This is a genomic window from Synechocystis sp. PCC 6714, assembly GCF_000478825.2.
Taxonomy (GTDB): Bacteria; Cyanobacteriota; Cyanobacteriia; order Cyanobacteriales; family Microcystaceae; genus Synechocystis.
This window is the reverse complement of record NZ_CP007542.1, coordinates 3,027,471-3,040,785: the sequence shown is the minus strand read 5'-3', so window position 1 is coordinate 3,040,785 and position 13,315 is coordinate 3,027,471. Positions and strand designations below refer to the sequence as shown.

14 protein-coding genes and 1 pseudogene are annotated in these 13,315 nt (G+C 45.9%); 6 read left to right on the top strand and 9 right to left on the bottom strand.

Annotation, left to right across the window (positions count from 1 at the left end; translation table 11 throughout):
- Positions 1-112: 112 nt before the first annotated feature.
- The 3 genes from kaiC to D082_RS13830 all read right to left on the bottom strand — a co-directional run bounded on the left by kaiC (position 113) and on the right by D082_RS13830 (position 3,175).
- Positions 113-1,672, bottom strand: coding sequence for a circadian clock protein KaiC (gene kaiC / locus D082_RS13840; protein ID WP_028947077.1), 1,560 nt, complete (start codon positions 1,670-1,672; stop codon positions 113-115).
- Positions 1,673-1,842: 170 nt separating this feature from the next.
- The gene (gene kaiB / locus D082_RS13835) at positions 1,843-2,160 is read right to left on the bottom strand and encodes a circadian clock protein KaiB (RefSeq protein WP_028947078.1); all 318 of its coding nucleotides are present in this window, start codon (positions 2,158-2,160) and stop codon (positions 1,843-1,845) included.
- A 115-nt stretch (positions 2,161-2,275) separates the two neighbouring features.
- Complete coding sequence (locus D082_RS13830; RefSeq protein ID WP_028947079.1) at positions 2,276-3,175, bottom strand: circadian clock protein KaiA; 900 nt, start codon at positions 3,173-3,175, stop codon at positions 2,276-2,278.
- Between the two features lie 267 nt (positions 3,176-3,442).
- Here D082_RS13830 and pgm point away from each other — a divergent pair, with 267 nt between their 5' ends.
- Positions 3,443-5,098, top strand: a complete 1,656-nt coding sequence (gene pgm / locus D082_RS13825; protein ID WP_038531003.1) for a phosphoglucomutase (alpha-D-glucose-1,6-bisphosphate-dependent) — start codon at positions 3,443-3,445, stop codon at positions 5,096-5,098.
- A gap of 113 nt (positions 5,099-5,211) precedes the next feature.
- Positions 5,212-6,957, top strand: coding sequence for a hypothetical protein (locus D082_RS13820; protein WP_028947081.1), 1,746 nt, complete (start codon positions 5,212-5,214; stop codon positions 6,955-6,957).
- Between the two features lie 209 nt (positions 6,958-7,166).
- On the opposite strand, the pseudogene D082_RS18370 reads toward D082_RS13820, so the two are convergent.
- The 3 genes and pseudogenes from D082_RS18370 to D082_RS13810 all read right to left on the bottom strand — a co-directional run.
- A pseudogene (locus D082_RS18370) lies at positions 7,167-7,250 on the bottom strand (type II toxin-antitoxin system HicB family antitoxin); the annotation flags it as partial.
- A 19-nt stretch (positions 7,251-7,269) separates the two neighbouring features.
- Entirely contained in the window at positions 7,270-7,827 is a 558-nt protein-coding gene (locus D082_RS13815; protein WP_028947082.1) for an NYN domain-containing protein, read from the bottom strand.
- 297 nt (positions 7,828-8,124) lie between these two features.
- On the bottom strand, positions 8,125-8,382 hold the full coding sequence (locus D082_RS13810; RefSeq protein WP_028947083.1) for a DUF4327 family protein: 258 nt from the start codon (positions 8,380-8,382) through the stop codon (positions 8,125-8,127).
- Positions 8,383-8,858: 476 nt separating this feature from the next.
- Between D082_RS13810 and accA the strand changes: the two genes are divergently transcribed.
- Together accA and tsaE are read left to right on the top strand one after the other, a co-directional pair.
- On the top strand, positions 8,859-9,839 hold the full coding sequence (accA, locus tag D082_RS13805; RefSeq protein WP_028947084.1) for an acetyl-CoA carboxylase carboxyl transferase subunit alpha: 981 nt from the start codon (positions 8,859-8,861) through the stop codon (positions 9,837-9,839).
- 64 nt (positions 9,840-9,903) lie between these two features.
- Complete coding sequence (tsaE, locus tag D082_RS13800; RefSeq protein WP_028947085.1) at positions 9,904-10,377, top strand: tRNA (adenosine(37)-N6)-threonylcarbamoyltransferase complex ATPase subunit type 1 TsaE; 474 nt, start codon at positions 9,904-9,906, stop codon at positions 10,375-10,377.
- Here the strand turns inward: tsaE and D082_RS13795 are convergent.
- The gene (locus D082_RS13795) at positions 10,370-11,200 is read right to left on the bottom strand and encodes a sirohydrochlorin chelatase (RefSeq protein ID WP_238546736.1); all 831 of its coding nucleotides are present in this window, start codon (positions 11,198-11,200) and stop codon (positions 10,370-10,372) included. The genes tsaE and D082_RS13795 overlap by 8 nt on opposite strands.
- 257 nt (positions 11,201-11,457) lie before the next feature.
- On the opposite strand from D082_RS13795, the gene D082_RS13790 reads away from it, so the two are divergent.
- Positions 11,458-11,658 (top strand): hypothetical protein, encoded by a 201-nt coding sequence (locus tag D082_RS13790; RefSeq protein ID WP_028947087.1) that lies wholly within the window; start codon positions 11,458-11,460, stop codon positions 11,656-11,658.
- A gap of 157 nt (positions 11,659-11,815) precedes the next feature.
- Positions 11,816-12,298, top strand: a complete 483-nt coding sequence (gene psbV, locus D082_RS13785) for a photosystem II cytochrome c-550 (RefSeq protein ID WP_028947088.1) — start codon at positions 11,816-11,818, stop codon at positions 12,296-12,298.
- Positions 12,299-12,597: 299 nt separating this feature from the next.
- On the opposite strand, the gene D082_RS13780 is transcribed toward psbV, so the two are convergent.
- Positions 12,598-12,888 carry a HigA family addiction module antitoxin gene (locus D082_RS13780; RefSeq protein ID WP_238546735.1) on the bottom strand — a complete coding sequence of 97 codons (291 nt, stop codon included), beginning with the start codon at positions 12,886-12,888 and terminating at the stop codon, positions 12,598-12,600.
- Positions 12,889-12,934: 46 nt separating this feature from the next.
- Positions 12,935-13,267 (bottom strand): type II toxin-antitoxin system RelE/ParE family toxin, encoded by a 333-nt coding sequence (locus tag D082_RS17825; protein ID WP_071880822.1) that lies wholly within the window; start codon positions 13,265-13,267, stop codon positions 12,935-12,937.
- Positions 13,268-13,315 lie beyond the last annotated feature (48 nt).

Here is a 13,315-nt window from a genome sequence, read left to right as displayed (position 1 = left end):
TACCATCGTAAAAGCAACCTAGTGAAGCCATCGACCCAGCTTATCCAGACTGAACCAGACCATTGATTAACAATCCCTGTTTAGGCAACTCAGACAACGTTAAGGGTATGACCTACTCGACGGTTTTATCTTTAACCCCCCGGACAATGCGAGAAAGCTCGGACTTTTCATCCACACTAATGCGAGTGGGGGAACCACTAATAATCCGCTCATAATTTCGGAAGGAATCGCGAATATCTGGGCCGTCATGGCTAATGCTATATTCTCGAATGCCCTTATCGTGCCAGGAGCCTCTCATTTTAAACACATTCAATGCCCGGGACATTTCCCCGCGAATTTCCACATACTGCAACATTAAAATCGTATCTGTGATGGTGGAAATATGGGATTCGGTAATGGAATGGGCCCCCATAAACTGGTCCGTGGTATTGGTAAAAAAGCCAGTGATTTCCTCTTGTTTAGCGTAGCCTGTTACCCCAATGACAAATTGACGGAAAGCATTATTGGTCACCCCCCGGGCCAGGGCAGAAAGGGAATCGATGGCAATGCGGGAAGGTTTAAATTCCGATATTTCCGATTTGATCATTTGTAAATGATCCTCTAACCCGGCCGATTCTGGATAGGTACAAAGGAGTTTTAATAAACCCTTATGTTCCATTTCTTCAAAATCAATGCCCCAGGAAGAGGCGTTGCGGGAAAGCTGAGCTCTGGATTCCTCGTAGGCAAACAAAATAGCCCGTTCCCCCTGGCGACAACCTTCCTGTAAAAATTTGCTTACCAACAGAGTTTTGCCTGTGCCCGTGGCCCCCGTAGCTAAAATAATCGAATCCTTGAAAAAACCACCGCCGCACATTTCGTCCAAGGTTTTTACCCCTGAAGAAATGCGAGCATTGGAAGACCTTTGGGTGAGGCGCATGGCCCCCAGGGGAAAAATGTTAATGCCATCATGGGTAATGGTGAAGGGATATTCCCCCTTCATGTGGGTGGTACCCCGCAGTTTGAGGATTTCCACCGTGCGTCGTCGCCGTTCTCCCTCCAATACGTTCCGCAGAACTACCACGTTATCGGAAACGAATTCTTCTACACCAAAACGGGCAATGGGGCCATATTCTTCCACCCTTTCCGTGGTCATAATTGAAGTGACCTGCAGTTGTTTGAGCCGCGCTACTAAACGAAAAATTTCCCGCCGCACCACTGACGCCGCATCATATTGTTGAAATACCGCTGTAACAGAATCGATGGAAACTAATTTTGCTTTATATTTCCGCACTGCGTACTGAATTCTTTCAATCAGGGCAGATAAATCGAATGTACCTACCACTTCCTGCCCTTCGGGATCTGGGGAGGCGTCGAGGATAAATAATTTGCCATCGTCAATTAATTGTTGTAAATCCCAACCAAAACTATAGGCATTTTCAATAATGTCCCTGGGGGATTCTTCAAAGGTAATAAATAGCCCCGGATAATCGAAGTGTTGGATTCCTTGGTAAAGAAATTGTACCGCCAAGAGGGTTTTGCCAGTGCCGGAAGTACCACTGACGAGGGTAGTGCGGCCAATAGGTAAACCTCCGTGGGTAATTTCGTCGAATCCCTCGATAACAGTGCGAATTTTTTGCACTCCCTTTCTGGGTACGTCGGGGCGGTTGCGTTCGTTAACGATGGGTGAGTTCATTAGAAGAATTTAAAGCTTTAAAGGAGTTGATAAAATTAAAACTAAAGGGCAATTTTTACCACTGGGAAAAACTAATTTAATTTCTTTTAACCCATGGACTGAGGAAAATTTTTCAGAGTTTTTATAACTTTTGTTATTATTGAGAACAGCTTGTCCACTGGTTAAAATTTTTAGTGGTCTTCCGCTTCCCGCTCTCGAATTTCGTCGTAGAGTAAATCTAGACCAATTAATACTTTTTCCCGGTCGGAAAGGTCACCGATAATTTTTCTGACGGGGGGAGGCAGTATTTTAGCTAAGGTCGGGGTAGCAAGAATTTTATCTTCTTCGGCCAATTGGGGATTTTTTAACACATCAATTACTTTGAGGGCATAAACTCCCTGAAATTCTTGCTCTAGGATGTTTTTCAGCATCTTTAGGGCCCGCACTGAATTAGGAGTGTTGCCAGCTACGTAGAGTTTGAGAACGTAAGTTTTTTTAAAGGGGCTCATTTTATGGATCTACTGGAACGAGAAGAGAAACCAACTAAGAAAATAAACAACCAGGGAATGGGGGCAACATTCAACGGCAAAAGTTTAGCCATTGATTGAACCGGAAAGTTGGCTATTAATCCGTTTGATAATATACATCAAAGGGAATGTCTTCCCGTGGTATGGAACGACGGTACATTTCCCCGAGGTGGGCGAGGATGTCAATGAGAACTAAACGGTAGTCGAGCAGAACTTCTTCACTTCTCCCTTCTAGTTTTAAGTGCTGGGAAAATTCGTCCATTAACTCCATGTGAATTTCAAGGATTTGGGAGATGGCTAGGTCAGCAAAGAAAGCCTGATTGACAAATTGATCTAATAGGTCATTTACTGCTCCCTCGTCACTGAAATAGCCAAGAACAATTTCCCGGTATTGGGTGCTCAAGTCCTCTAGATATTCCAGTTTTTCTTGGGGGGAAAAGTTACGATAAAAGTGACTGGGCTTACGTTTATAGTACACTCCTAGGTAACCGAGTCTTTCTTTGAGTTTATCGGCCAGCCTTCTTTGTTGTAACAGCAAAAAGCTTTGGGATGATTCATCGACAATGGGAGCGGCAATAGTTTCCGTTTGATTAGGCAGGGTACAGAGGGGACCCAAGTGCAAATAATGGGCGATCGCCCGGTCTACTACGGTGGGTAGCTCTGACCATTGGGATTCGGTTAAGTGAATCTCGGCATTGTGATAGACAATGGTGGGGCAATCATTGGCACTTTTAGCAAGGGCGGAGGGGCTAGGTTCGAGCAAAATAATTGGCAATAAACGTCCCTGTTCATAAAGGCGGTTGAGCACTGGTAAGGAGCTAGCTTCGTAGTAGACCAACAGACAGTCAATTCGTTCGGGTTTATCTTCTAGAAAGGCACAAAATTCATCCAGCGTTTGAAAACTGGACAACTGATGGCGATCGCCCTGGAAAATAGACCCAAGTCTATGGGCAACATGTTCGGGGGCAAAAAGACAGAGGGAAAGGGGGGACTGCACAGGAGATCAATGATCGGTCGAAGGTTAATCAGCAAGGCATTGGGCTAATTTTGCAACCATTGCTGGTGCACATTAAGAAAATATTAATACTATTAATTGGAAAATTGTGTTAAGCAACTACACCCTGAACGTTAACACAATCTGAGGTTTACCGGTGCCCATTAAAGAGGGCGGGTCAGCCCTTGGCTAGTTAACCCTTTTTGGCTAGGATTTGGGTGTCCAAACCCCCGATCGCCGCCTTCAATTCTTTTACAATCTCTTCTACATATGGCAAGCAGAATTCATCCCCTCGCCGGACAGCATCCCCCCGCCGACAGCCTTTTAGATGTGGCCAAACTTTTAGACGACTATTACCGTCAGCAACCAGACCCGGAAAATCCAGCCCAGTTGGTGAGCTTTGGTACTTCGGGCCATCGGGGTTCTGCTCTCAACGGCACTTTCAATGAAGCCCATATCCTAGCGGTAACCCAGGCAGTGGTGGATTATCGTCAAGCCCAGGGCATTACGGGGCCTCTTTATATGGGGATGGATAGCCATGCTCTGTCGGAACCGGCCCAAAAAACTGCGCTGGAAGTGTTGGCCGCTAACCAGGTGAAAACGTTTTTAACTACCGCCACGGATTTAACTAGGTTCACTCCCACTCCAGCGGTATCCTACGCCATTTTGAGCTACAACCAAGGGCGCAAAGAAGCTTTAGCAGATGGCATTATTATTACTCCTTCCCATAATCCCCCCACTGATGGTGGTTTTAAATATAATCCTCCTTCCGGTGGCCCAGCGGAACCGGAGGCAACCCAATGGATTCAAAACCGGGCTAATGAGCTGTTGAAATCCGGCAATAAAGTTGTTAAACGCATTGATTACGAACAGGCATTAAAAGCTGCCACCACCCACAGCCATGATTTTGTCACTCCCTATGTGGAAGGTTTAGCGGAAATTATTGATCTAGATGTGATTCGTTCAGCCGGTTTGCGTTTGGGGGTAGATCCCCTGGGGGGAGCCAATGTGGGCTATTGGGAACCCATTGCCGCCAAATACAATTTGAACATCAGCTTAGTTAATCCTGGGGTAGATCCCACCTTTAAATTTATGACCCTCGATTGGGACGGCAAAATCCGTATGGATTGTTCTTCCCCCTATGCCATGGCCAGTTTGGTGAAAATCAAAGACCATTACGACATTGCTTTTGGCAACGACACCGACGGCGATCGTCATGGCATTGTCACCCCCAGCGTTGGTTTGATGAACCCCAATCATTTCCTCTCCGTGGCTATCTGGTATCTATTTAGTCAGCGACAACAGTGGTCAGGGCTGAGTGCCATTGGCAAAACTTTGGTCAGCAGTAGCATGATTGACCGGGTGGGGGCCATGATTAATCGCCAAGTTTACGAAGTGCCCGTGGGCTTTAAATGGTTTGTCAACGGTTTGCTGGACGGCTCCTTTGGCTTTGGGGGCGAAGAAAGTGCGGGGGCCTCCTTCCTGAAGAAAAATGGCACCGTTTGGACCACCGACAAAGACGGCACTATTATGGATTTATTGGCAGCGGAAATTACCGCTAAAACCGGCAAAGATCCCGGTCTGCATTACCAGGATTTAACGGCTAGGCTGGGCAACCCCATTTACCAGCGCATCGATGCTCCGGCTACTCCAGCCCAAAAGGATCGCTTGAAAAAACTTTCCCCCGATGACGTTACCGCTACCACATTGGCCGGGGATGCTATCACAGCCAAGTTAACTAAAGCTCCCGGCAACCAAGCGGCGATCGGTGGGTTGAAGGTGACCACAGCGGAAGGTTGGTTTGCGGCCCGGCCCTCCGGCACGGAAAATGTTTACAAAATCTATGCCGAAAGTTTCAAAGATGAAGCCCATTTGCAGAAAATTTTCACCGAAGCGGAAGCCATTGTCACCTCAGCCCTAGGTTAATTGTTGTTGACCGATTGTCACTGAAACAATGTCGATCCTCCTAGCACCTGCACCGCTGGGGGGATTGTCCGTCTGTTAGGAGAAAACTCCCTGTTCTTTGCACTGTTTTGACTATGCCCCGTTCTTTTTGGTTACTTCTGCTCTGGACGGCGATCGCCGCTTTATTCCGCAGTTGGAATTTGGCCAGTAAGCCGCCCTGGACGGATGAGTTTGCCACCTTGGTCTTTAGTCTAGGCAACTCCTTTGGGAGCATACCTTTGGGCAAAGTGTTAACCGTTGCCGACCTCCTAACCATTCTGCAACCCCTACCCCAAGCAGAACCAAATACCGTCATTAATGGTTTATTAAACGGAGATAACCATCCCCCCTTTTATTTTGTCCTAGCCCATCTTTGGTATCGTTTATTTCCCCCCGATGGTAATTATTTATCCCTGGCGATCGGGCGATCTTTGCCCGTTATTTTTGGTACTTTAGCTGTACCTTTAGGCTATGGCTGTGCTAAGTGGATTTGGGGCAAAGACCAGGAAAAGTTAGCTCAATTTACCGCCTTGATGATGGCCATTTCCCCCTACGGAATTTTCATTAGTCAGGAGGCAAGACACTACACTTTTGCTATTATTTGGGGACTAATTTCCCTTGCCTGTTGCTTGAAAAGTTTAACTTTTTTATTAAAAAATAAACCTTTACCTTTTGGGTTAGTTATTGTTTGGATATTAGCTAATACCCTAGGTATTTCAGTCCATTTTTTTGCTGTTTTACCCATCCTAGCCCAAGGTTTAGCCCTAACATTTTGGCTGGGGATTTGGAGCCGACAGAGAAAGCTTAACTTTTTATCCGCTATCAAATCTGTTTCCTCTGTCATACTGGGTACCGCCGCCGTTGGGCTAAGCTGGATTGCCATTGTGAGTCAACGGGAATTTGGCCATGGCATGACCGAATGGATTCAGTTTACCGATATGTCCTGGGTGGATATCCTGATTGGCCCCCCGGCCCAATTGGCCGCCGCTGGCATAACTATGTTTTGCCTGCTGCCCGTGGAATCGGAACATCTCTGGATTGTGCTGTTGTCCGGATTAGCGATGCTTGCCTATTTTATCTGGTTAACTCCAGTGGTGTGGCGGGGCTTGGGTCACAGCATCAAAATACGAAAAGATCAAAGGGCAATTGTTTTAATCACTACCTTTATATTTTTAGTGATTATCTATTTGGCCATCAGTTACGGAGCCGGTTTAGACATCACCAGGGGAGCAAGGTATAGTTTCAATTTTTGGTTTTTGTTGATGTTAATTGCTGGGTTGGGCATAGCAGAAAATTATGACTACAAATTATATGCAAACACCAGTCTTCAAGGGAACTCGCCGTTGAGAAAAAATAGTTTAAATTGGTGGCAGAAAAGTCGTCAGGGGTTATATTTACCAGCTATTATTTTGGTAATTGGTATTTTTAGTGCCATTACAGTTACCCATAATTTAGCTTATCAAAAATATTACCGGCCCGACAAATTTTTAATCCTATTGGCAGAAAACCCTGTCAGCGAAACCCGTTGGATTGTCACCACCCACAAAAGTTTAGTGCAAGTGGGGGAATTATTGGGCATTGCTTGGGAAGCTCAACGCCATTTTCCTGAGTTAGCACCCCAATTAAGATTTGTTTTTTTACCCCAGGAAAAATTACAAGACCCCGCTGCCACAGAACAGTTACAGAACTTGTTAGAACAGGTGGAAGAGCCGGTGGATTTATGGCTGGTCAACTACTTTGCTCCCCTAGATTTTCCCAATTGTCAAATAGATCAAAGTCCGATAAAAAATATTTTTGGATATCCCTATCAACGCCTTACCTGCCCTATCAATCATAAGTAATATAGCGTTTAGAGAGCCGTTGTAACTATCTCACTTTTTGCTATATTTTCTGGATTTATAGTCGTTTATAGTAAGACTGAGGCAGTCAAATTTACCGAAAAGCTTGTCAGTAAAGACTTAAGCAGTCTCGAAATTATTTGAAATGACTATAATTTGATAACCTCACGAATATTTTGCATCAACCCATCAATGGTCTCCCCTTGACCTTAGCAAGCCTTAAGTTCTGGAACTCCACCTATGTAAATACCATCCTCATCCCTTTCAATAAGAACATAAAATTCTTGCTTGTTCATTTTTTCCTTGTGTATTCTACTAAGCGGTTTGTTCAGTGCTGTAAAAATCTTGTTTTTCAATGGCCGGCCTGATGTCATTGAGATCAATATAACGGTCGGTGGCATTTCGTAATTCCCTGGCAATCATTCCTTCTGTCGACACTACTGTAATGTGGGTACTTTTGGATCTGAGTAATTCAATGGCCCGCTCAAAATCTCCATCTCCACTAAATAAAACCACCCGGTCATATTGATCAACGGTGTTAAACATATCCACCACAATTTCAATATCTAGGTTAGCTTTTTGGGAATATTTACCAGAAATATCATCGTAATACTCCTTAAGGATTTTTGTCCTGACAGTGTACCCCAAACTAATTAAGGCATCCCGAAACCCTCTTTGGTCTTGGGTATCTTTCAATCCCGTGTACCAAAAGGCGTTGACAAGTTTTACGGATGGATCTTCAGTGAAAAAAGATAATACTCTTCTGGGATCAAAAAACCAGCCATTTTTTTGCTGTGCATAGAACATATTATTCCCATCCACAAAGATAGACAAACGATCCCTGCGGAAAGGAATACCACTATGAATTGTCATATAAAGTTAGATCGTAAAAATAACAATAATTAGCAGTAATGCTAGGAAATAGAATAGAGGTTAGAAATAAAAATAATAACTGAGGTTAGTTTAGCGCAATTGTTAACCGCTGGGGAGTTGGGGGCGCCGGAAATTCGCCGCTAGAATCTCTGATTCGGCGAGAAAACGGACAAATTCGCTGATTTTAGCTATAAAGACACGATCGCCATAGGGCGGGCTATGGCCGTTGGGGTTTGGAAATCTAACACCGGGGATGGTCTGGGGAGAAAGATTGATTCGGAAGATGGCAATTTGCCCCTAGACACAGCCGTCTGAATCCTGGAAGTCCCACGCTTCACAACTCATCAGGTCAATGATATGGTCCCGTAAAAGATAATCGTGCATTTCCAGTTCTCTTTCCACCGCGAGCCATTGCCGGGCTGGGATGAATTGGCAAAGGGTGTAGATGGGTTGCTGGCGATCGATACGGTTTTGGCGCACTAATTCAGTAGCGGTGGAGCGGATGACTTCGAGGGAAAAGACTGTTTCTTGGTGCAGGGGCGAGGAGATAACCATGGTGGGTCAACCAGAAGTGACAGTGTATAAAAAGCCAGTATCTATGGGATGGAAGGGAGCGAGGAGAATGGCTCGGGGCTAGACCAAAGTTGAAATGGTAGTAATTTTTACAACTGGAGCAAAATCCTTTAATAATCTAGGAGCAAAATTTCGTAAAGGGAAGGCGCAAAAACCGTATAACCGTAACAAAAAATACAATCTTCCCTATTTTACGGATGGCGACCGGGCAATGTCACGCTTTTTCCTTAATCTTTTGACTGTCTCCAGCTTTGCTTTTCTGCCCTGTTACTAGTCCCTTTACAGCGGAAGGAATGGCCGCCAAAGGTCTGCCCTGTGGACATTTTTCCGCCAAAGCCAATTCGGCTGACTCCTCTATTCAGCTTCCCTTCATTGGTCCAACGGTGGCATTAAAGTCACAGCTTTTTGATACGCTGGAAAAATCTATCCTCCTTAGCCCAGCTAACCCATTGCTAATTATGAGTAAAAGTGAGCGTCGTGTTTTTCTGCTGGACTTTGAAAAGCCCCTCTATGAGCTAGAGGAAAAAATTAGTCAGATCCGGGAACTGGCCCAGGAAAAAAATGTGGACGTGTCTGAGCAGCTCAACCAACTAGAAAGTCGGGCGGAACAGTTACGCCAAGAAATTTTTAGTAATCTCAATCCTTCCCAACGGTTGCAGTTGGCCCGCCATCCCCGTCGCCCTAGTACGTTGGACTATATCCAAGCCATTGCCGATGATTGGTTTGAAATGCATGGCGATCGAGGGGGTTATGATGATCCAGCTTTGGTGGGGGGAGTGGCTCGGTTAGGTACTCGACCGGTGGTGATTATGGGCCATCAAAAGGGGAGAGATACTAAAGATAATGTGGCCCGTAATTTTGGCATGGCCGCCCCCAATGGTTACCGCAAGGCTCTGCGGTTGATGGAGCATGCTGACCGCTTTGGTATGCCCATTGTTACTTTCATTGATACCCCTGGGGCTTGGGCCGGCATTGATGCTGAAAAATTGGGTCAAGGGGAGGCGATCGCCGTTAATTTGCGGGAAATGTTCCGGTTGGATGTACCCATTCTCTGCACAGTGATTGGGGAAGGGGGTTCCGGTGGTGCCTTGGGCATTGGTGTTGGCGATCGGATACTAATGCTGGAAAATGCAGTGTACACGGTGGCCACCCCGGAAGCCTGTGCCGCTATTCTCTGGAAAGATGCGAAAAAGTCTGACAAAGCGGCGATCGCCCTGAAAATTACCGCTGAGGATTTGGCTAAGCTACAAATTATTGACGGCATTATCCCTGAACCGAAGGGAGCCGCCCACGCCGATCCTCTGGGAGCCGCTGCTAAATTGAAGGAAGCTTTGCTGTTCCACCTCAACACTTTGGCTCAGTTGACTGCCCAGGAACGAAAACAACTACGGTATGACAAATTCCGTCACCTCGGTCAATTTTTAGAAACAGCAGTTTGACCCCCTCTCGAATCAAAAATAGCGAAAGTTGGTCAAGATTTCCTTATTTGCTTATGGATAAAGCATGGATAAAACTTTGACAGAATTTTTTCTTCCTGACCTAAGCCGCACCCACCAATGGGGACAACAATTGGCCCAGAGGTTACCTGTTGGCACTATCGTTCTATTGAAGGGGAATTTGGGAGCGGGTAAAACCAGTTTGGTGCAAGGCATTGGCAGAGGATTGGGTATTCAAGGGGAAATTGTCAGTCCCACCTTTACCATTGTTAACGAGTACCGGGAAGGGAAAATTCCCCTTTATCACCTGGATTTGTATCGCCTTAACCCCCTAGAAGTAGAATATTTATACCCAGAACAATACTGGCAGGGGGAAGATTTTCCCTTGGGCATTGCAGCGGTGGAATGGCCAGAAAGGTTGCCTGAGTTGCCGAGTCAATATTTGCAAATTGAACTAAGCCTCCAGAGGGAGGGACGGGCTGTCAGGATCACAACCGAGGGCTGGGAGATGGATTTGAAAACTTTGCTTCCGGCTAGCTGAAGCGTTGCAATTCCGTGGCAATTAGCTGGGCCAATGCCGGCTGAGGTCCAAGGGGCTCCCCCAATTTAAGGCGGAGATGGCGGTGAAGCAATTGGAGTTGTTTGTGTTCTTGTCTGATTAAATCCGTCAATCCCCCAGCGAATAAGAAATAGGGCAGAATAACTACTTCCCCCGCCTCTTTGATTTCTCCAAGGGTAGTGTCCAAACTAATGCCTCCTTTCCAGTAGGCGGCCCTGGCCCCGATTTTTTCCGCCACTGCGGCGATCGCCAGATTACCTCCAGCCCTTTTGCTGCCGTGGGCCAAGAGAATTCTTTCAGTCTGGGGTTGGTTTTGGTACTGAAGGAAAGACTTTTCTAGTAAAGTTGGTAGCCAGGGATAAACCCCCAAAATGGGCAAACAGTGAATAGAAATACTATTCCCCAACTCTGTTTTGGCCTGTCCAATGGCCTGGGGCAAGTCTTCGCAGGTGTGGACCCCCATGAGCAGAAACAAGGGCAGAATGACAATCTGTTTTACCCCCTGGGGAATCAGGTTTTCAGCTAAGTTTACCAACTGTTGATGGAGAGGTAACGCCTGGGCTTCTAAGCTGGCACTAAACACCGGCGGTTCTAGTTGATTCCCCTGATTCACCTCCGTTAATAATCCTCCGGGATAATAAGGCCGCCAAGTGTCCGCCCCATTACTTTTAGCTAGCCCTTTCTTACTTTCCAGGGGGTAGGGTCGGGGTAAACATTGGCCCACTAGGTAAGTCAGGCGATCGAGGGCGATCTGGGAACGGGGATCACGGCTACCGTGGGCAACCAACAGATAGGCGGTGGACAAAGCTTATTGGGGGGTAAAGAAGGCTAGGCTTAATATATCTTAATTAACATTTCTCTACCCTGGGGTGGCTATTTTAACCAAATTTAGCTTTATCATCGGTCAAAAACCGCAAAATCTTGTCCGCTCTGTCCCGCCCATGGCAAACCCCCCAGCGGATCTCTACTAGATGGCCGGAGATGGGCTGTGGCAAAGGGAACCGGGAATGGCATGATAGTTATACCACTCAATCTTTCGGTAAACCATAGCAATTAAATTTTATGGGGTTTGCGGATCTGTCGATTCAGTCCATTGCCACAGAGTACGACCTGACTGTGCAGTCAGTGTACGACCTGTGCGACCAACTCGGCATAGCCTACAAGAACCAGGACACTAACCTTGCCTTAGAAGATGCCAAGGCGGTAATTATGCAAATTTTACACCGTCAACAATCTTCTTCTGAGTTGGGGGAAGTTTCCTGACACCGTAAGCTGGTTGCTATGGCCTCTGTCACCATACTGACCGAGCAAAAACCCTCGATTTTCTTGGCATACTTGATAAAACCCTATTTTTAAAAAGATTGAGAATTGACCGATTACCTTTCTCACCCCTTATACCAACAGTTTGAGGAGAACCTTTGTGAAACGTTTTTTTCTGGTGGCGATCGCCTCTGTCTTATTTCTGTTTAACACCATGGCCGGCAGTGCCAATGCGGTGGAATTGACCGAAAGCACCCGCACCGTTGCCCTTGACGAGGCCGGTGGCACCACAACTTTAACGGCCCGCCAGTTCACCAACGGCCAAAAGATTTTTGTCGATACCTGTACCCAATGTCACCTCCAGGGCAAAACCAAAACTAACAATAACGTCAGTTTGGGGTTGGCGGATTTAGCCGGTGCTGAACCCCGTCGGGACAACCTCCTGGCCCTGGTGGAATACCTCAAGAATCCCAAGAGCTATGACGGCGAGGACGACTACTCCGAATTGCACCCCAACATTTCCCGTCCTGATATCTACCCGGAAATGAGAAACTACACTGAAGATGACATTTTTGACGTGGCTGGTTACACTCTCATTGCTCCTAAATTAGATGAACGGTGGGGTGGTACCATCTACTTCTAAACCTCTTGGAAGTGAGTGGTAAAACTTCATAAAAGCTAGAAAGATCTCCCCTCAGTTTTGAGTTAGGAGATCTTTTTGATTAATATCGATCTCTACTCAATGCTCTCTAGTTTTGCCCTGTTAGGAGCTATTTTCATTTTCAAACAATAACAAGGAACCAGTCATTTTAACCAATAAACACCGAGGTCATAGTCAAAGTCAACAATGGGTCTTAGAATCAATTAGATAACTGCTCCATGCCTGTGGCTTCCCGATTGCAATAAATGGTAAGGATAATCGTCTTCCAAGCTCATTAAAAGTTATGCAATGTGTTCTGAGATGCGGGGCTGAATTCGTTGCATGATTTCATCACGATTAGGTAAAGTTTTTAAATCATAAATTGCTTGTAAGTTTAGCCAAGAAGCACCATCGCCGCCAAAATAGCGCGCTAATCTTTCTGCAGTATCAGCCGTAATAGCACGGCGTTCTTTAATAATTTCGTGAATACGAGAGGGAGGAACATTTAAGGCTAAAGCTAAAGCATTGATGCTCATATCCAGAGGCTCAAGAAAATCTTCCCGCAAAATCTCGCCGGGATGAACGGGGCGCATTCGATTAATTGGGCGGTTTATCATGGTCATATGGTCATATGGTCATTTACGGGTAATAATCAACAATTTCAACATCAGTAGGACCATTATTTGTCCAGATAAAACACAATCGAAATTGGGAACTAATCCGAATACTGTATTGTCCTTTTCTATTACCTTTTAACGCTTCAAGTTGATTGCCTGGTGGAGAACGTAAGAATTCTAAGGTTTGGGCTGCCTCCAATTGAGTCAACTTCCGAATCGCAGTATCTTTGAAAGCACGAAAACGGGATGGATCGCCTCCTTCAAAAAGTGATTGCGTATGCTTACATCGGAAAGATTGAATCGTATTCCGTTTTGCGTAATACGTCAACGAAGGTAATGAGCGGCAATCGCCCATAGCCTAGCCGGATTGACCGAAAACGTTACTGTAACCATCATCGGTGAT